The following is a 19,194-nucleotide window of genomic DNA, read 5'->3' on the forward strand; positions in this document are numbered from 1 at the left end:
GGGGTTAAAGGAATAAAGGTTTATGCTGCGCTAGCCGATAGCGCCGCGATAATGTGGAAGCTCCTGTTTATGTGTGGAATCTTTGGTTGGATTGGCGCTCGGTTAAATGTGCAACACGCGAATCAAATGCTGGACCAGTTGGCGCATAGAGGGCCGGATGATCGTGGGGAATGGTTTTACCCCGAACATAAAGCCTGGCTTGGGCATCGTCGTCTCTCTATTTTAGATTTAAGCCGCGCAGGCAGGCAGCCCATGCTGAGTGAAAATGGGCGTTGGGCGCTGACCTTCAATGGAGAAATATATAATTTCAGACAAATAAGGCGTCAGTTGTTGGACATTGGTTGTCATTTTACAGGAAGTTCGGACACGGAAGTTTTATTAAGGAGTATCGAGCAATATGGCGTCATGGAGACTTTAGAGCGGCTGGTCGGAATGTTTGCTTTCGCCGCCTATGATGTTAGCGATAGAAAACTTTATTTGGCGCGCGACCGTATGGGGGTCAAACCGCTGTATTACACTGTCAACGGAGAGGAAATCGCCTTCTCCTCTGAGCTGGGGCCTCTAAGGCGATTGCCTTGGTTTGACGCTCAGTTAAATAGTGATGCGATGCATGCTTACTTTCGGTACTTGGCTGTACCCGCTCCGGTTTCTATTTTTAAACAGATATTAAAATTAAAGCCTGGTGTTGTGATCGAATGGTCTCAATCGTTGGGAGTGAGAGAGCGCGCTTACTGGTCAGTTACTGAATCTGTCAGTAAAGGGCTGCTGAGTAGAAAGGAAAAAGACCCTCTCGATATTTCAAGAGCTGCGGACGAAATGGAGTCGCTTCTCAGTGAAGCAGTATCCCTAAGGATGGTTTCTGATGTGCCGTTAGGAGTTTTTTTATCTGGTGGAGTGGACTCCTCGCTTGTCGCTGCAATGATGCGCAAACTGTCAGATAAGGATATTTCCTCCTTTTCTATCGGCTTTGAAGAGCAGTCACACGACGAGTCGGGTTATGCGAGAGACGTGGCGCGCAGTTTGCGGCTTAAACATCACGAAGCCGTACTAACGGAGCGTGATGCGATAGATTTAGTTCCTGAAATTGCCGGCGCACAAGATGAACCATTTGCTGACAACAGCGTTATTCCCACTTATCTATTAAGTAAATTCACGCGTGAAAAAGTCACGGTAGCGCTTTCAGGCGATGGGGGGGATGAACTGTTCGCCGGATATCCCCGTTATTTTTGGGGCGATCGAATAAGTTCGTTAAGAAAGATATTGACCCCGCTGGGGGCGAGGGCGGTAAGCGGATTATTGAAATCTGCGCCTGTTTCTTTTTGGGACGGATTTATTCATCGCTTGACGAGTGGGCGGTATACCGGCAGCGAGGGGTTGGCCTATAGGGTTCGTCGATTCGCCGACTATCTTTCCATTCCAGAAAGTGAGGCGTATAGAAAGATCATATCAGTTTGGGATACGCCTGGTATCTTGGTTGGCGTAAGAGAGTTGCAGGATCTGGGGTCTTGCATTGATCAATATCCTGACATCCCATGGTCTGAACAGATGATGGCTTGTGATCAGGAGCATTACTTGCCCAACGATATTTTGATGAAAGTAGATTGGGCGTCTATGCGATGCTCTCTGGAGGCGAGAGAACCTTTGCTTGATCATCGTCTGGTCGAGTGGTCTTGGACTTTGCCTTTTCGATTAAAAAAAGCAGATGGCGTGGACCAGGGCAAACGGGTGATGAGGGAGTTGCTGTATCGGTATGTGCCGTCGCACCTGATAGAACGGCCAAAGAAAGGGTTCGGGCTACCTATGGATCGGTGGCTTAGAGGGTCCCTCCGCGATTGGGCGGAGTCTCTCTTGGATAGAACGGCGATGGAGCGCTCCTGTCTGATAAATTCCGATTATGTGACGAATATGTGGAGACGCCATATAGGCGGAGAAAACTTCTCTTCACGATTATGGACAATACTTGTGTTTAGAAGTTGGGAAGAGAGAGTTTTGCTGAGCCGTAGAAAAGAAGTAGTTGCTCCACCGGTGGCGCTCGTTTGATAGGGCGATTCCGGAATACCCGTAATTATAAAACTACTAAGGGGGTGTCTGGTGTGTGGTATAGCAGGCTTTTGGGATACTGCGACGATAACTAAAAAACCGGAAAGCGTATTGCGCAATATGGCGAACGCCATTCGCTATCGGGGCCCAGATGATTTTGGCGTATGGCATGACCCGACCACAGGGATTGGTCTGGCGCACCAAAGACTATCTATCCAGGATTTATCTGAGTTAGGCCATCAGCCTATGACATCGCAAAGTGGGCGATATACCATTATTTTTAATGGTGAAATTTATAACTTTATTTCATTGCGAACTGGACTGGAGAAAATCGGGTATAAGTTTCATGGCCACTCTGATACAGAAGTTATACTTGCATTAATTGAAGAAAGAGGAATAGAAGACTCCTTAAGGGCAATGGTGGGAATGTTTGCTATCGCTCTATGGGATAAATTTGCAGATAAGTTATATTTGATTCGCGACCGTTATGGTGAAAAACCTTTATACTATGGCGTATGTGAAGGTGTCCTGTTGTTTTCTTCTGAGTTGAAGGCTATAAGGGCTCACCCCTGCTTTAATAGTGATATTGACAGAGATGTTCTGTCGACATATTTAAGATTTAATTACATACCTACCCCCTATTGTATTTATAAAGGGTTTAGAAAAGCCGTTCCGGGTACTTATCTTGTATTTTATGCTGGAAACTTTTCTCAGCCGGAGTGCGTTAGTTATTGGACTGTGTTTGATGACGCCAATTCACCACGAGATTCATTTTCCGGCGATGACCATGAGGCAATTGATAAATTAGAGCAGGTGTTGCTGGATACTATCAGCGACAAGATGATTGCGGATGTGCCCTTGGGGGCTTTCCTATCTGGCGGCGTCGATTCCTCAACAATTGTGGCGCTGATGCAAAAGCAAAGCCGAAGGAAGGTAAGAACGTTTTCTATTGGCTTTCATGAAGATGCTTACAATGAGGCTCACTATGCGAAAGAGGTTGCGTCCTATCTGAATACCGAACATACAGAGTTATATGTAACGCCTGAGATGGCGCAATCAGTTATTCCAGACTTACCTTTAATATATGACGAGCCATTCGCTGATGTATCCCAGATACCGACATATCTCGTTTCTCAGCTTGCGCGGCAGCATGTAACTGTTTCGTTGTCTGGAGATGGGGGAGATGAACTTTTTGGCGGATATACCAGGTATTCTTGGGCGACGAGCATTTGGAGGGCAATGAGATATGTTCCGCTGCCGTTTCGGCGGGCGGCTCAGGCTTTAATCAGCGGCGTGTCTGTTGAGCGGTGGAACAGCGTTGCGAGCCTCATAAGTCCATTGACGCCATCACAATTCAAACATTCGCATCCTGGAGATAAACTTCATAAGTTAGCTGGCGTTCTCAGTTCTACGAGTGGAGTCGATGTATACCGCTACTTAGTTTCTCAGTCTAAAAGCCCAGACCTTCTAGTAAAAGGAGGTAGGGAGTTGCCCACTGCATTGAACGATCCATCAGCTTGGGGGGCGTCCCTGGATTTCAGCGAGCAAATGATGTTGATGGATCAACTCAGCTATTTGCGTGATGACATCCTGACCAAGGTAGATCGGGCGGCGATGGCCGTAAGCCTGGAAACCAGAGTTCCCTTTCTGGATCATCGCGTTACCCAGCTTGCCTGGCGCCTCCCTTTATCTCTCAAAGTCAGAGATGGAAAGGGGAAATGGATTTTGCGGCAGGTTCTATACAAATATGTGCCAGAAAAACTTATTGAGCGTCCAAAAACCGGGTTTGGCGTGCCAATTGCTGAATGGCTGAGAAGGGATCTGAGGGAGTGGGCTGAGTCGCTTCTATCCCCTGAAGCGTTATCAGTCTCGGACTGTTGGAATATTGATGTGGTCAGGGGCAAGTGGATCGAGCATGTGACAGGAAGGAGAAATTGGTGGTATGAAATTTGGGGTGTGCTGATGTTCCAGGCATGGCGCTTTTCCATTGATGATCGATTTGTCACCGGTGCGAAGAGCTTTAAGAAAGAGGTGGAAGCGAATACGTAAAGGAATACGATAATGAACAGAAAAATAATATTTTGTTCTAATACTTCCTGGTATTTATTCAAGTTCCGACGATCTACAATCGTCAGGCTACTCAAAGAAGGATGCACTGTGTATTGCCTTGCTCCTTACGATAACTATTCGAAAAAGCTATTAGAGCTTGGCGCTGAGTTTGTCGATATAAAAATGGACGGAAAGAGTATCAATCCATTCAAGGAACTCGGTGTCTTTTACGAAATATTTGGCGCTATTAGACGTATAAAGCCGAACTATGTATTTAATTTTACTCCTAAGATGAACCTATATAGTGGGCTTGTCTGCAGGACTATGGGGATACTTTATTCGAATAACATATCTGGTCTCGGCACAGCGTTTATTCACGACACTTTTGTTTACCGACTTGCTAGAAAGCTACTTGGCTTTTCCAATAAGGGGGCGCACAGAGTCTTTTTTCAGAATGAAGATGATAAATGCTTGTTTGAGCGGTTGAATCTCATAAAGCGGCAGGGCGTTGATATCCTGCCTGGGTCTGGGGTAAATACCGAAGAATTTTGTTTCTCCCCATTACCTGATGGTCCAATAGTATTCTTGATGATAGCGAGACTAATTGCTGATAAGGGCGTTCGAGAATTCGCTATGGCGTCTAAGGTGGTCAGGGAAAAGCATCCTGATGTTAAATGCATACTGGTTGGCCCGATGGGTGTAAGTAATAAAACCGCCATCTGTGAGGAGGAGATTACTGATTGGGAAAATGAAGGATGGATTGAATATCTAGGCTATCAAGAAGATGTCAGGCCATTGATCGGCCAGTCCCATGTTGTAGTGCTGCCTTCCTACCGCGAGGGGATGCCGAGAGTGATTCTTGAGGCGGCGAGTATGGGAAGGCCTGCTATAGTGACTGATGCTCCAGGGTGTCGGCAGTCAGTGGAGGCGGGGAGGACGGGGTTCCTCTGTCAGCTTCAGAGCGTGGAAGATTTAGCGCGAGTAATGCTTGAAGTTGTTGAGCTCGATCGTAAGCGGCTTTCACAGATGGGAATGGCTGCCCGCAGCAGGGTAGAAAAAGCATTCTCGGAGGTCTATGTCATTAATCGTGCATTAGAATGTGTTGAATTCTTGTGCTGATAAGGGCCAAGAATTTAATTCTATCTCCCGTCTGGAAAAACCTAAGCAAAAAAATAGAAAGCGTCTAAGCTGAATAATACGAATCCTATCAGGTCGGACATAGATCTGATAGTTCCTATATCTAAGGTGGAGCCCTGCTTGAGCGGTCTATTTGGGCGCGATTTATAGTGGGAAGTGGAAGTACAAGTTCCGGATTGGGATTGCGACTTGCGCAATGCAGGTTAAGTCACCGGAAAAAGCCAAGAAGTTAAGTAGTACCAGCTCTTTGACGTTCGCGCTCTATGCGCGGGGGCGTTCTATTAGCTGTATTTACTCATCTCTGGCCAGGCCAGAGCACCATTAACTGGTTCTATTCGAAGAATAAGAAGGGTGTATGGACGCGTTATTTCAGTTGGCTTTCTACAGTTTGGTGTTGGTAGGGACAATTGTTCTGCATAAAATTTTGATTCCGATGTCGCAAAAGTTGGAACTGGTCGATGTGCCGGGAGGACGCAAGGCTCACGATGGAAAAGTTCCCTTAGTCGGCGGCGTAGCTATGTTCTTCGGGTTTTGCGTTAGCGGCGTCATCCTCACTCACGGAAACGAATACTTCCTGCTCTTACTTGTCGCATTGGTAATTATCTTAACGACTGGCATTCTGGATGACTTAAATGAGTTGGGAGTGAAAACGCGCTTTGCCGCGCAAACTGCAGCAACCATGGTCATGATGATTTTTGGCGGAGTATCTCTGCAGAGTATGGGGAATCTCGTCGGAGTTGGGGAGGTGACTCTTGGCGTGTTGGCATTGCCTGTTACTGTGTTCTGCGTCGTTGGGGTGATAAATGCCCTCAATATGGCGGATGGAGTAGATGGGTTGGCGGGGGGAGTTAGTCTTGTCACCTTTATTGGATTTTATGTTCTAAGTCTGTTTGGAGGGGATGGACTTTTTAAGTCAGGCATACTCCTCTTATACATAAGCGTTATAGCGGCATTTCTCTACTTTAATATGCGTGGCCCTGGACAGCCTAAAGCTCGGGTGTTTATGGGGGACGCTGGCAGCATGTTTCTCGGGTTCTCAATAGCATGGTTTTCCATAGATTTGTCACAAGGCGATCATCAGGTTATGAGGCCCGTAACCGCTCTATGGGTTTTCGCAGTCCCATTATTCGACACTTGTAGAGTCATGGCGAGAAGAGTGAAGTTTGGGCGTTCGCCTTTTACTGCAGGTAGAGACCATATTCATCATATTCTTCTGGATCATGGCATTTCTATTAGCCGAGCCGTTTTTATGATTGTAGGCGGACACTTCACCCTGGTCGCATTTGGCGTTGTAGGAGAAATAATGGGCATTCCTGAATATCTTATGTTTCCCTTGTTTATCTTTGCATTTATTGCGTACAGCTTGGTAGTGAATGTGCTTGATAGTAAGCGTGTGAAACACAGTTCTTCATTGTGACGATGGGCTGCAAATGGATTTGGCTACTCTAAACAATTTTGATCACTAACTAATACTGGATATTGCAAGGTATAATGCAAAAGGATTCGAAATAGAGACGTTAGTTCATCAATGAATGTTTTGATAACCGGTTGTACAGGCTTTGTCGGCTCCGCGTTGGCGGCTGAAGCCGCTTCGCGAGGCTACGTGGTGACTGGTACTTCCCGTAGCGCTGATCAGCATCCGCAGTTTCCCGGAAAAATGGAGTTGGCTCCAGCCTATGAGAACGATGGCTGGATTGGTTTACTGCGCGGAGTAGACGTACTTATTCATTGCGCAGCTCGAGTTCACCAAGTCAAAGAGGACGCAGCTGAACCGTTGGCGGAGTTTCGCGCAGCGAATACAGAGGCAACCCGACTGTTGGCGTCTTGGGCCGTTAAGGCTGGCGTTAAGAAGTTTATTTACCTCAGCACCATCAAAGTCAATGGAGAGGGTAGCTCTCCCGGACGGCCATTTACTCCATCGGACCCTCCAAACCCGCTTTCTCCTTACGCTATATCCAAGTGGGAAGGGGAGTGCGCTTTACGCGAGGTCGCTGCAGGGGCGGAGATGTCTTACGAGATAATTCGTCCACCTCTGGTATATGGCGAAGGCGCCAAGGGAAATCTGGCTATATTGGAAAAGCTGGCGAAGTTGCGTGCGCCTTTGCCATTAGCCGGAGTAGAAAATCGGCGCAGCTTAATCAGTCGTGAAAATCTGGTGGATGTTATTCTCCGCTGTGCGGAGGCCCTGAATGTTGAGCCGGGTGCGGGAAATGTATGGCTGGTTTCCGATGGCTACTCCGTAACCACCAGCCAGATTTACCTTTCTTTATGTTGCTCCATGAATATTAAAGGGCGAGTTTTCAGTCTTCCCGGTCCTCTTAAATCGCTTATGTTCCATGCGTTGGAACGCATTGGCATACAGGAAAAACTCTTCGGAAACTTGGAAGTAGATTGCTCGGCGACAATGTCGGGATTGAATTGGCGTCCTGCGCCGGGTATTCGATAATATTGGCATGAATCGCCGCCAACAGACGCTGTTGGCGCACAGACTGCGGTTGCCTCTTATAGAAAAAGGTCGAATTTATCTTTTCTCGCTAAGCACTTACCTTTTGAGGTAAAGGCGCTGGCTTCTATCAGTGGATTGCCGGTCCCATCAAAGAATTACAAAAAGCCGTGTTTCGGGTGAAGGGCCTCCGAAATTGCGGTTTTGCTATATAACGGTTTATTTATGATCGGCATCGAGCACATCAGTACGTATTTGCCAGAGGGACGAGTTAACAATCTGGAGCGTCAGGAGCAGTTCAACGTTAGTGAGACCTTTTTGACCGAGAAGACCGGTATGCGGTATCTGGCGGTAAAAGAGGAAGGGGAAGAGACCTCCGACTTGTGTGTAAAGGCGTTTCGACGTTTGGAGGGTGAGCTTGGGCCGCTTGCGAGCGATATCGAATGCCTTGTTGTCTGTACGCAAAACCCAGACGCCTATGGCGTTCCCCATGCTTCCGCAATAGTTCACGGCAAGCTCGGATTACCAGTTCATTGCGCCTGCTTTGACGTCTCTCTCGCCTGTTCAGGGTATGTCTACAGCGTCTCCATCGTGAAAGCCTTTATGGAAGCTAACGGCTACAAAAAAGGCGTTCTCATCACAGCGGACCCATATTCGAAAATTATCGATATGTCCGACAAAAATACCTCTCTTCTTTTTGGCGACGCCGCTACCGCCACTTTATTCAGCGATAAGCCTAAATGGCGGATTGGCAAATGCGTTTTTGGTACCGATGGCGCCCGCAACGCAGCCATACGCGTACGTGCGGAAGATCGGAAATTCGAGATGGCAGGTAGAGCAGTGCTCGACTTTTGCGCCAATGTCGTTCCTGAAAATATTCACGCCACTTTAGCTCAAAACGACTGTATTTTGGGCGACATCGACAAGTTCATCCTCCATCAAGGCAGCAAGTTCATCGTAGATATGGTGATCAAACGCATGAAACTTGACCCCGCCAAAGTTCCCTTCGAAGCCGCTGATTACGGCAACACAGTCTCTTCTTCCATTCCAATGATTCTCGCCAATGAGAAAATGGCTAAGAAAGTGGTCATTTCTGGGTTTGGCGTAGGCTTGTCTTGGGGGAGTTGTGTACTTTCAAAAGCCTCTGATGGCTGATATTCGCTGTTAGTGTGGGCTAAGTTGCCTGTTACAGATGGATACATTTTGGTGCTGATTATAGCGTCGCCGGTTATGTAAGCGCGCATTAAAACCTGTTAAACTTCGCGCCGCTGCTAGAGCCTCTGTAACAAAAAGTAATGTCGCATTGCTTGGAGAGCTTGCAGCTAGATAATTCGCGGCTTCTAGACGTTTGTCGCCTGTGTGACTTTTCCGTTGCATCGTCTTGGCGGCGAAGAAAGATAGCCTTATCACAGCTCTATACTCAATATGGAATGAGTCTTGGATACTTTGGTTCTGCTTATTACCTTGGGCTTGGCTTCCTATACATTAACTGGATGGGCCACGAGTATGCGCTAGCAAACAAGGTGCTGGATGTTCCGAGCGCACGCAGCTCTCATTCTGCTCCCACCCCTAGAGGCGGCGGAGTTGCGATAGCCACTTGTATGCTAATAGCACTCCCCTTTTTAGAGATAAAGTACAGCGGGATCTTATGGTCCACTTTGGCGCTCCTGGCTTTGGTTGGTTACATCGACGATCACCGTGGCCTGGGTTTTAAAGTGCGTCTTCTGTTTCAGGTGGCGTGTGCATACTCGCTTATATGCTTCGTGAGTGAATTCGGTGACTTTCGCCTTTTTGCGAGGGATGGCTTTAATATTCCCAGTTGGGCGTCAATCCTGCTGGGGGTGTTGGGAATCGTCTGGGTTACGAACCTGTATAATTTCATGGATGGAATTGATGGAATTGCCGCTGCCGAAGCCATTTTTGTTGCACTGTCTTTAGGAGGAGTATACGCATACTCTGGAGAGCGTGAATGGGCTGGTTTTATGCTGGCGGTTGCTGTGTCGAGTCTGGGCTTTTTATGTTGGAACTGGGCGCCGGCGAAGATATTTATGGGAGACATTGGGAGTGTTTCTTTAGGGTGGTTGTTCGGCGGAGCAATGCTAATTAGTGAGCGGGATACTCAAATTGGAATTTGGGTGTACCTTATTTTAATGGCTGCATTTATTGGCGATGCAACCATTACATTGCTGGCTAGGCTTTTAAACCGGGAGAAGGTCTGGCTCCCACATCGCACCCATTTGTACCAGCTGATGAGCGTAAAGCTCGGAGATCATCGTAAAGTTAATTATTTATTGATATTCGTTAATGTTGTGTGGTTGCTTCCCATGGCGTTATCCGCTTTCATGATGCCAGATTGGGCATGGGGCTTTGCGGTAGTAGCTTATTCTCCTCTTCTGCTGACTTGTGCAGTGACGAGGGGGCGACTGATTGAAAATTCCAAGGCTGAGGAATGTTAAAGTGCTGGAAACACTGTTGAATGCCTCAAGGCGAACCAAACGGGTTTTTTCTGTAATTGCTGATTCACTATTTATTCTTTTTGCTTTCTGGGCTGCGATGAGTTTGCGGCTGGATGAGGTGTATCTTAGTTTTGACGCAAATCAGGTTGGGGTACTTGGTGTTACTATTGCGACAAGCATTTTCTTTTTTGCTCGCCTTGGCTTGTATCGAGCAGTAATCCGCTTTATGAGCAACCATGCAATGATGGCGGTGTTTATCGGGGCCTCATTTTCGGGGCTGATGTTGGCGAGTATGGGCTTTTTAGTTAAGGCGTTTATTCCCAGATCTGTTCCTTTTATGTACTGGTGCTTTGTTCTCCTGATGGTTGGTGGGTCTAGAATGCTGGTCCGCGCTTATTTGCACAATAAGCTGATTAAACCCAAGGAAAAGGTTGTTATATATGGCGCTGGCCATGCTGGCGTTCAATTGGCTATTGCTTTATCGCAGGGGAGCGATTATCAACCTGTATTGTATGTGGATGACGACAAGCGTAAACAGGGAAGTATTGTGCAAGGGCTACATGTTTACTCCCCTGCTGAGCTTGATGAGCTTATCAAAGACTATAAAGTAAAGAAGGTTTTGTTGGCTATTAGTGATGCGCCACAAAGCACCAAACGTTTGATACTTCGGTTTCTTGAGCCTTTTCCTGTGGAGGTTCTTAAAATTCCCAGCTTTACAGATCTGATTGAAGGTAAGTCGAAAATTCAAGAACTCAGAAGTGTAGAAATTGAAGACTTATTGGGAAGAGACTGTGTCGAGCCGGATATGGACTTAATGCTTTCATGTGCGCAAAACAAGAATGTTATGGTGACCGGAGCAGGTGGTTCCATAGGTTCCGAGTTGTGTCGCCAATTGGTCAGGCTAGCTCCTATTAAGCTGGTCCTTCTTGAGCAATCTGAATTTGCGCTTTATGAAATAACCAAGGCTCTATCGGAAATATGTGCGCTCCGGAATCTGCAGGTTGATCTGGTTCCTGTGTTAGGATCTGTCACCAACAAAGATTTAATCGGAAGTGTCGTCGCGAACTACGGTATACATACCCTTTACCATGCTGCGGCTTATAAACATGTTCCGATTGTAGAGCGAAATGCTATCGAGGGCGCTAAAAATAACGTACTAGGCACCTATTACGCTGCCTTGGCGGCTAGAACACATGGGGTGGAAAAGTTCGTGCTCATTTCCACTGATAAGGCTGTAAAGCCTGTTAATGTTATGGGGCAGACTAAGCGTGCAGCTGAGATTATTGTTAGAAAAATGGCGGAAAAACCCTCTCAAACAACTTTTTGCTCAGTAAGATTTGGCAATGTGCTTGGTTCTTCTGGATCTGTTGTTCCGTTATTTCGTGATCAGATCAAGAGAGGCGGACCTGTGACAGTCACTCACCCGGATGTGACGAGATTTTTTATGACTATTCCGGAAGCCGCTCAATTGGTGATACAAGCGGGAGGAATGGCTGATGGCGATGGTGAGGTGTTCGTATTGGATATGGGAACTCCAATTAAAATAAAAGACCTGGCGTATAAGATGGTCCATCTCATGGGGCTGGATGTTAAGGATGAAGATAACCCTGATGGTAATATTGAAATAGTTTATACGGGGCTGCGTCAGGGGGAAAAGCTTCATGAGCAGCTTTTTGATGAGGACGATGGGTTCGGCACTTCTCATAGTCGAATTTGGCGGGCCAGGCAGTCCAGAATGAGAGACTTTAATATGGAAAGTTACGCTGTAGCCCTTCTCAAGGCGTGCGAAGCACAATTGGAAGAGGTCGTGAAAAAGCTGCTGTTGCAAATTGTGGATAGTGACGCTGTGCAAGATCAAGGCTACCAAAATGTCGCGCTAACTCAATACCAGGGCAATGTTGTTGGCCTCGTTAAGTAAGCTTGTAGAGGGGCTTTTGTCACTTTTGGTTATTCCTGTTTATCTGATTTGATTTGTTCAAAGTGGTGTAGCCATCACTAATATATTCTGCTGTATGGCTTCCGCCATTAATTATGAGTGTAGATTATGAAGATATTGGTAACCGGTGGAGCTGGATTTATTGGTTCCGCTGTTGTTAGGTATATTATTAACTGTACTGGTGACAGTGTTGTAAATGTAGACAAGCTAACCTATGCCGGTAATTTGGATAATTTGTCTAACATTGAAAATAGCGAACGCTATGAATTTGTACAAGCGGATATTTGTGATAGGGCCGTTATAGCTAATGTGCTCTCAAGCTATAAGCCTGACGCTGTTATGCATCTGGCCGCTGAGTCGCATGTAGACCGTTCAATTGATGGTCCAGGCGATTTTATTCAGACAAACATTGTCGGGACTTATACCTTGTTGGAAGAGTCTCGCAAATACTGGCTGAAAATGCCGACAGAGCGAAAAAACGCATTTCGCTTTCACCATATCTCTACTGATGAGGTATTTGGGGATCTGGATGGCGTTACTGATCTTTTTACTGAAGATACGCCATATGCGCCTAGTTCCCCTTATTCCGCGAGCAAAGCCAGCTCTGACCATCTGGTTAGAGCATGGGGACGAACTTATGGTTTGCCAGTGATTGTGACAAACTGCTCGAATAACTATGGTCCATACCACTTCCCTGAGAAACTCATCCCCCTCATGATTCTCAATGCGCTTGAGGGACGTCCTCTGCCCGTATATGGGAAGGGGGATCAAATAAGGGATTGGCTATATGTCGAGGACCATGCTGCTGCGCTATACAAAGTGGTGAGCGAAGGTGTTGTAGGAGAGACCTACAATATTGGTGGCCATAACGAGAAAAAGAATATTGAAGTTGTTCAGGCAATCTGCCAGTTATTAGAGGAGCTGGTTCCTAATAAACCTCAAGGCGTATCGTGTTATCAAGACTTGATTTCTTTCGTAAAAGATCGCCCAGGGCACGATGTGCGTTACGCCATTGATGCGTCAAAAATCCAACGGGAGTTGGGGTGGGTTCCTGCGGAGACGTTTGAGAGCGGACTCAGAAAAACCGTTGAATGGTATTTGACTAATAGTGCCTGGTGGCAAAGAGTGCTTGATGGTTCATACAAGGGGGAGAGATTGGGTCTTGGTTACTAGAGGCCATATCTTTTTGTTGGGATGCGGTAAGCGTATAAGATCGCTTGGTTTTTAATTAGTGTGGCGGGGAACAGGTAGTTAGGATGAAAGGTATTGTATTGGCGGGTGGTTCAGGAACGCGGCTGCACCCGATCACGCGGGGAGTATCCAAGCAATTGCTCCCAATCTACGATAAACCGATGATTTACTACCCTATTTCAGTATTAATGCTGGCTGGAATCAGGGATATCCTCATCATATCGACTCCGGATGATTTGCCTTACTTCAAAAAGATGTTGGGAGACGGTGCGGATTTTGGCGTAACGCTTGCGTACGCTGAGCAGCCATCCCCCGATGGCCTCGCGCAGGCCTTTATAATCGGTGAAGATTTCATTGGCGACGACAGTGTGTGTTTGGTGTTGGGCGATAATATTTTTTATGGGGAACACTTTTCCGATAAATTGAAAATCGCTGCTCAAAAGGACAAGGGCGCTACAGTTTTTGGCTATTTTGTGAATGATCCTGAGCGGTTTGGCGTCGTTGAATTTGATCCACAAGGAAGGGCTGTTTCTATCGAAGAAAAGCCTGAGAGTCCTAAATCAAACTATGCGGTGACAGGCCTGTACTTCTACGATAATGACGTGGTGAGTATAGCTAAGTCGGTTCGCCCCTCAGAAAGGGGGGAGCTTGAGATAACTTCTGTCAACAAAGTATACCTCGAACGCGGTGATCTCAATGTGACTCAGCTGGGTCGTGGATTTGCTTGGCTGGATACAGGGACCCACGACAGCTTGCTGGAAGCTGCGCACTTTGTGAAAACAATTGAGTCTAGACAGGGGCTCAAGATAGCGTGCTTAGAGGAAATTGCTTTTCATAATGGATGGCTAACGAAAGAAAGGCTGCTGGAACAAGCAAGTATGCTTTCAAAGACCGGATATGGTCAGTACTTGATGCACTTGGTTAAAAAGCAACTTTGATATAAGAGATTATGAAAGTTATACAGACGAAGTTGAGCGGCGTTGTGATTATTGAGCCCAGAGTATTTGGTGACCACCGCGGTTTTTTTATGGAAACCTATCAGGTTGCCAGATATCGTAATGAAGCTGGAATTGAGTTGGAGTTTGTGCAAGACAATCACTCACGTTCTGGGCGTGGAGTCCTGCGAGGGCTGCATTTTCAGAAGACTAAGCCCCAGGGCAAATTGGTCAGAGTGACTCAGGGGGAGGTTTTTGATGTAGCGGTAGATTTGCGCAAAGGGTCGTCTACTTATGGTCAGTGGGAGGGCGTTATTCTCTCAGGAGAAAATCATCTTCAGTTTTACATACCCCCGGGATTCGCACATGGCTTCTGTGTATTAAGTGAGACAGCAGACTTTCAATACAAGTGCACGGATTATTATGATCCAGCGGATGAAGGTGGTTTGATATGGAATGATCCCGATATTGGTATAGTCTGGCCTATAGAGAGTCCAAACTTATCTCAAAAGGATTTGGCTCTGCCAACTTTGCGTGAGATAGGAGGTGACTAATGGAAATTATGGTGACTGGCGCAACCGGGCAGTTAGGTTGGGAGTTGGCTAGAAGCTTATCAATGCTCGGAAGAGTTCGTGCTCTTGGTCGTAATCAGTGTGATTTGAATGATCCCGGTTCGCTGAGGGCCGTGGTAAGAGATATTAAGCCAGATGTGATTGTAAATGCGGCCGCCTATACTGCCGTAGATAAAGCTGAGTCGGATAGGGGTGGGGCTATGCGCGTAAACTCTGATTCAGTTGCGGTTTTAGCCGAGGAGGCTAAGAATTGCGGAGCGTTGTTTGTCCACTATTCAACAGACTACGTTTTTAATGGTGAGAAAGGCGCGCCTTATGTAGAGGTTGATCCGGTTTGCCCAATAAATACCTACGGCTACAGTAAGCTTTCTGGGGAAAATCTAATACGGCAGGTTGATGGAAACTATCTGATCTTTCGGACTAGTTGGGTATATGCATCGCGGGGGAAGAACTTTCTGCTGACCATGCTTAACTTGGCTCAAACTAAAGAAGTCTTGAGTGTTGTGTCGGATCAACGAGGGGCTCCGACATGGGCGCGCGATTTGGCGCAAATGACTTTGTTATCCGTCTATAAGTCAATCCATGCTATTCACAACAACTCCTTTAAGTCAGGGATATACAATTTAGCTTCCTCGGGCGAAACTTCTTGGCATGGCTTTGCATCTTATCTTATTGAGGAGTTTAAGAGTCAGTCAGGTGGCGGGGCTGGCCAAGTACTGGTTAAGGATATTAATAAGGTAACGTCCGACTTCTATAAGACCGATGCGACCAGGCCTGCATATTCAAAGTTGGATGCGACTAAGTTTGAAGACGAATTCCAGGTTTTTATGCCGGACTGGAAAGATTCATGTCGTTTGTGTATCGCCGATATAATTGCTGGTTTGACGAGATAGTAGTAAGTAAGTTATTTCCTCCCCCTCCTTTTTGTTTTTATCTGAGCGGAATTAAAGTGAGAGGGCGATATGTGTGTAAAAGAGGTATAAGCACTTTAGTATACGTCTTGGTCTAGTAAGGGTTTAAGTACATGGTGAGTGAAGTGAGAAAAGATGACTCATCCAATCTGACTGTATCGTGCGTGGTATTTGACTCAGACTATGACTTGCTTGGTAGATGTCTCACATCATTATCTGACTCAAGCCTTCAACTGGGAATTCAGGTGAGGGTTATAGTTGTAAATAACTCTGAAAGCTGCGATCTGAAGCTCAAATCGTTTTTGGCGAAGCTGGAAAGCAAGTTCTCGTTTTCTCTTGAGTTAATATCCAGACATGGAAATGTTGGGTATGCCAAGGGAAACAATCTCGCTTTTGATAGGATTAACTCTACCTATCACCTGATACTGAACCCGGATGTTATTCTAGCCCCTGACACGCTAACTAGAGGCTTGGCATTGTTGGATGCGGATAGCAGTTTATCGCTTGTATCGCCTGCGTCCTTTGATTATCTTTGCGGACCAATTCAGTACCTATGCAAACGCTACCCTTCCTTTCTAGTCCTTTTTCTCCGTTTTATTAAGTCACCATGGCTAAATGCTCGTTTTAGTCGCGCACTATCGGAGTATGAATATAGACAAGAGACTGACTCTGGAGTCAGCTTTTCTCCCGAGATAGTCAGCGGCTGTTTTATGTTGTGTCGAACTTCGGCTTTGAAGAAAGTGGGCGGTTTTGACGAGCGCTTTTTTTTATACTTTGAAGACTTTGATCTATCGCTGAGGATGGGGAAAGTTGGTAAAGTGGTTTATTTGCCGGAAATGAAAATTCAGCATTATGGGGGAGGCGCAGGGCGCAAAGGATGGAAGCACGTTAGAATGTTTATCGTGTCTGCTGCTAAGTTTTTTCATAAGCACGGCCTAAAGTGGATCTGATTTTATCAATTTTGGGGAGTAGCAATGCTTACTGCGATCATTCTCTGCGGCGGCTCAGGCACGCGTCTTTGGCCATTATCCAGAGAAACCTATCCTAAGCAGTTTTTAAGCTTGGCGGCTGACGGCAGTCTGTTGGCTGAGACAATCGCCCGAGTGGCGGCGGTTGATAAACACGCTCATTTAAGCGTGGTCTCCAATGAAGATCACCGTTTCCTGGTGGCGGCTACATTGCAGGTGCAGTGTCCGTCCTCAAAGAAAAATATCATTCTTGAACCTTGCGCCCGTAACACGGCTCCGGCGATTGCTTTGGCGGCATTGGACGCTATCTCGTCTGATAAAGAGGCTGTTTTACTGGTATTGCCGGCGGACCATGTGATTCGCAATGTGACTGCTTTTGCTGAAGCGGTAAAGATCGGTGAGCAAGCGGCGGCGCAGGGCAAATTGGTGACCTTTGGTATTGTGCCGGATTCCCCTCATACGGGTTATGGGTATATCAAAGCGAATGTTGGCGATAAAGATTGGGCGCCGGTAGAGCAGTTTGTTGAGAAGCCGGATCTTGATACAGCCAAAAGTTACGTAGACTCAGGAAATTATTTCTGGAACAGCGGCATGTTCATGTTTCGTGCAGATCGTTATCTGGACGAGCTGAAAAAGTTTCGCCCGGATATTTATGATGCTTGTGTTAAAGCATACGCCGGCAAGTCCTCTGACTTGGATTTCGTGCGCGTGGATAAGCAGGCGTTTTCTGACTGTCCGGATGATTCCATTGACTATGCGGTGATGGAAAAGACCTCCGATGCAGTTGTGATTTCACTTGACGCGGGATGGAGCGATGTCGGCTCCTGGTCGACCCTGTGGGAAATACAGGATAAAGACGTAGCCGGAAATGTGTGTCGTGGCGATGTCATCACTGAAGACGTTGAAGGTTCTTACATTCACTCTGAAGGCCGCTTGATCGCGGCGATCGGTCTGAAAAATCACGTTATTGTGGAAACGGATGATGTGGTCCTGGTGGCGGACAAAGAGCGTGTGCAGGATGTTAAAAAGCTGGTGGCGCAAGTCAAACAGCAGAACCGCGCTGAACACCGCTTCCATAAGAAAGTGCATCGACCATGGGGGACTTACGAAGGTATCGCTATATCTGATCGCTTTCAGGTGAAGCGGATTGTGGTGAATCCAGGCGGTACGCTCTCCTTGCAAAAGCACCACCATCGCGCAGAGCACTGGGTGGTAGTGAAAGGAACAGCAAGCGTTACCCGCGGTGACGAGGTAATGCTGCTGAGTGAAGATCAGTCAACCTACATACCGCTTGGGGTTGTGCATCGCCTGGAGAATCCAGGGGTGATTCCACTTGAACTCATCGAAGTGCAGACGGGAAGTTATCTGGGAGAGGATGACATCGTGCGCTTTGAGGATACCTACGGGCGATCATAAGCAAACGCTGGAGCGCACCGCGCGGTGCGCTTTTTTGATGGCTTAATCAGTCGCTGCAGCTCAGCGGTTGCTCAGGCACTCCAGTACTCTTTTCACCATACCGCGATAGTAATCTGAATACGTTGTGTATTCGCTTCCCATTGGGTCTATTTCTGTGATCGCCAGGTTGGGGATTGTGAAAAAGCGGTCTATGGCGGCGGCGCGATATTGTGGTTCGACCACGATACAGGCTTGCAAAGAGATGGCTTTCGACTTTATCTCCGAGAGATGGCGGGCTCCTGGGGAAGTTTCAGGTTGCAGCGCGACGACATCTACGATATTCAGGCTTAACTCATTGGCGAAATAATTGAACCCGTTATGGTAGGTGAGCAGATTCTTGTGACTGAGCTGCTGCGCAGCCATTTGCGACGTGTCCGTTAGCTGTCGCATTTGTGTTTGATATTTCCTGGCCAGCGCCTGATAGTCGGCCCCGATGGGGTCTATTCGGGAGAGCGTCTCCGCCAGGTTTAAGGCGATGGCGCCAGCTACATTCGCGCTTAACCAGACATGAGGGTCGTGAGCTCCATCGTGACTGTGATCATGTGAATCGTCTTGTCTGGACTGGTTGAACGCCAGCAGTAGGGCATCCTGGCTGCTCTCCAGATAGCTGAGGGCGTCTACTTTCTCCAGTTGTGAATATTTCTCCAGAATTTTCGGAAGGAACCGCTCCAGCTCCGGCCCTACCCATAAAAATACGTCCGCCGCTTGCAGACGGCGCGCATCGCTGGGCTTGAGCTGATACATATGAGGGCTGGCCATCGGCGGAAGTAAATAATCTACTTGCACTGTATCGCCAAACGCTTCGTTGACGATCAAGCTTAACGGTTTGATGGAGGTCAGCACTTTGATTTTATCCGCCGCCTGGGCGGGTAGTGTGGACAGGTTGAGCAAAAGCAAGACTTTGAATAATTGTGACAGCGTGCGAATGATTGACTGCATGGTTTTCTGGATAATGCGGCGTTTCGCCTTGAGAGTTTCAGGAAAGGTTATAACATAACATTATACAAATAACCTGGGGCTTTTGATAGCTATTACGCTAAACTCTGCGCGAGTTTGATTGAATTGGTATATGCTTGTCTTAGAACGAAAATCAAGGGAAAA

15 protein-coding genes are annotated in these 19,194 nt (G+C 47.0%); 14 read left to right on the forward strand and 1 reads right to left on the reverse strand.

Annotation, left to right across the window (positions count from 1 at the left end; translation table 11 throughout):
• Positions 1-51 precede the first annotated feature (51 nt).
• From asnB (HCH_RS10880) to HCH_RS10945, 14 genes are all read left to right on the forward strand, one after another.
• A complete protein-coding gene (asnB, locus tag HCH_RS10880; RefSeq protein ID WP_011396278.1) occupies positions 52-2,040 on the forward strand; it encodes an asparagine synthase (glutamine-hydrolyzing) in 1,989 nt (662 codons plus the stop codon).
• 51 nt (positions 2,041-2,091) lie between these two features.
• Positions 2,092-4,089, forward strand: coding sequence for an asparagine synthase (glutamine-hydrolyzing) (gene asnB / locus HCH_RS10885; RefSeq protein WP_011396279.1), 1,998 nt, complete (start codon positions 2,092-2,094; stop codon positions 4,087-4,089).
• 12 nt (positions 4,090-4,101) lie between these two features.
• Positions 4,102-5,208, forward strand: coding sequence for a glycosyltransferase family 4 protein (locus HCH_RS10890; protein ID WP_011396280.1), 1,107 nt, complete (start codon positions 4,102-4,104; stop codon positions 5,206-5,208).
• Between the two features lie 373 nt (positions 5,209-5,581).
• The gene (locus tag HCH_RS10895) at positions 5,582-6,643 is read left to right on the forward strand and encodes an MraY family glycosyltransferase (RefSeq protein ID WP_011396281.1); all 1,062 of its coding nucleotides are present in this window, start codon (positions 5,582-5,584) and stop codon (positions 6,641-6,643) included.
• 111 nt (positions 6,644-6,754) lie between these two features.
• On the forward strand, positions 6,755-7,672 hold the full coding sequence (locus HCH_RS10900; protein WP_011396282.1) for an NAD-dependent epimerase/dehydratase family protein: 918 nt from the start codon (positions 6,755-6,757) through the stop codon (positions 7,670-7,672).
• A gap of 222 nt (positions 7,673-7,894) precedes the next feature.
• A complete protein-coding gene (locus tag HCH_RS10905) occupies positions 7,895-8,824 on the forward strand; it encodes a ketoacyl-ACP synthase III (protein WP_011396283.1) in 930 nt (309 codons plus the stop codon).
• A 446-nt stretch (positions 8,825-9,270) separates the two neighbouring features.
• Positions 9,271-10,125, forward strand: a complete 855-nt coding sequence (locus HCH_RS10910; protein ID WP_158304949.1) for an MraY family glycosyltransferase — start codon at positions 9,271-9,273, stop codon at positions 10,123-10,125.
• A gap of 1 nt (position 10,126) precedes the next feature.
• Positions 10,127-12,043: a polysaccharide biosynthesis protein gene (locus HCH_RS10915; RefSeq protein ID WP_041598574.1), complete on the forward strand. Its 1,917-nt coding sequence runs from the start codon at positions 10,127-10,129 to the stop codon at positions 12,041-12,043.
• A 126-nt stretch (positions 12,044-12,169) separates the two neighbouring features.
• A complete protein-coding gene (gene rfbB, locus HCH_RS10920; RefSeq protein ID WP_011396286.1) occupies positions 12,170-13,234 on the forward strand; it encodes a dTDP-glucose 4,6-dehydratase in 1,065 nt (354 codons plus the stop codon).
• Positions 13,235-13,317: 83 nt separating this feature from the next.
• Positions 13,318-14,190, forward strand: coding sequence for a glucose-1-phosphate thymidylyltransferase RfbA (rfbA, locus tag HCH_RS10925; protein WP_011396287.1), 873 nt, complete (start codon positions 13,318-13,320; stop codon positions 14,188-14,190).
• An 11-nt stretch (positions 14,191-14,201) separates the two neighbouring features.
• Positions 14,202-14,741 (forward strand): dTDP-4-dehydrorhamnose 3,5-epimerase, encoded by a 540-nt coding sequence (gene rfbC / locus HCH_RS10930; RefSeq protein ID WP_011396288.1) that lies wholly within the window; start codon positions 14,202-14,204, stop codon positions 14,739-14,741.
• On the forward strand, positions 14,741-15,652 hold the full coding sequence (gene rfbD, locus HCH_RS10935; protein ID WP_011396289.1) for a dTDP-4-dehydrorhamnose reductase: 912 nt from the start codon (positions 14,741-14,743) through the stop codon (positions 15,650-15,652). Before rfbC ends, rfbD begins: the two co-directional genes overlap by 1 nt.
• A 143-nt stretch (positions 15,653-15,795) precedes the next feature.
• Positions 15,796-16,620: a glycosyltransferase family 2 protein gene (locus HCH_RS10940; RefSeq protein ID WP_202945298.1), complete on the forward strand. Its 825-nt coding sequence runs from the start codon at positions 15,796-15,798 to the stop codon at positions 16,618-16,620.
• A 24-nt stretch (positions 16,621-16,644) separates the two neighbouring features.
• Positions 16,645-18,054 carry a mannose-1-phosphate guanylyltransferase/mannose-6-phosphate isomerase gene (locus HCH_RS10945; protein WP_011396291.1) on the forward strand — a complete coding sequence of 470 codons (1,410 nt, stop codon included), beginning with the start codon at positions 16,645-16,647 and terminating at the stop codon, positions 18,052-18,054.
• A gap of 60 nt (positions 18,055-18,114) precedes the next feature.
• On the opposite strand, the gene HCH_RS10950 is transcribed toward HCH_RS10945, so the two are convergent.
• Positions 18,115-19,032, reverse strand: a complete 918-nt coding sequence (locus tag HCH_RS10950; RefSeq protein ID WP_011396292.1) for a metal ABC transporter solute-binding protein, Zn/Mn family — start codon at positions 19,030-19,032, stop codon at positions 18,115-18,117.
• Positions 19,033-19,194 lie beyond the last annotated feature (162 nt).

Source organism: Hahella chejuensis KCTC 2396, assembly GCF_000012985.1.
Lineage (GTDB): Bacteria > Pseudomonadota > Gammaproteobacteria > Pseudomonadales > Oleiphilaceae > Hahella > Hahella chejuensis.

Excerpts from the sequence above, each read along its gene's own strand:
- asnB (WP_011396278.1), top strand. The coding sequence starts at position 52 with ATGTGGAAGCTCCTGTTTATGTGTGGAATCTTTGGTTGGATTGGCGCT.
- HCH_RS10890 (WP_011396280.1), top strand. The coding sequence starts at position 4,102 with ATGAACAGAAAAATAATATTTTGTTCTAATACTTCCTGGTATTTATTC.
- HCH_RS10895 (WP_011396281.1), top strand. The coding sequence starts at position 5,582 with ATGGACGCGTTATTTCAGTTGGCTTTCTACAGTTTGGTGTTGGTAGGG.
- HCH_RS10900 (WP_011396282.1), top strand. The coding sequence starts at position 6,755 with ATGAATGTTTTGATAACCGGTTGTACAGGCTTTGTCGGCTCCGCGTTG.
- HCH_RS10905 (WP_011396283.1), top strand. The coding sequence starts at position 7,895 with ATGATCGGCATCGAGCACATCAGTACGTATTTGCCAGAGGGACGAGTT.
- HCH_RS10910 (WP_158304949.1), top strand. The coding sequence starts at position 9,271 with ATGCTAATAGCACTCCCCTTTTTAGAGATAAAGTACAGCGGGATCTTA.
- rfbB (WP_011396286.1), top strand. The coding sequence starts at position 12,170 with ATGAAGATATTGGTAACCGGTGGAGCTGGATTTATTGGTTCCGCTGTT.
- rfbA (WP_011396287.1), top strand. The coding sequence starts at position 13,318 with ATGAAAGGTATTGTATTGGCGGGTGGTTCAGGAACGCGGCTGCACCCG.
- rfbC (WP_011396288.1), top strand. The coding sequence starts at position 14,202 with ATGAAAGTTATACAGACGAAGTTGAGCGGCGTTGTGATTATTGAGCCC.
- rfbD (WP_011396289.1), top strand. The coding sequence starts at position 14,741 with ATGGAAATTATGGTGACTGGCGCAACCGGGCAGTTAGGTTGGGAGTTG.
- HCH_RS10945 (WP_011396291.1), top strand. The coding sequence starts at position 16,645 with ATGCTTACTGCGATCATTCTCTGCGGCGGCTCAGGCACGCGTCTTTGG.
- HCH_RS10950 (WP_011396292.1), bottom strand. The coding sequence starts at position 19,032 with ATGCAGTCAATCATTCGCACGCTGTCACAATTATTCAAAGTCTTGCTT.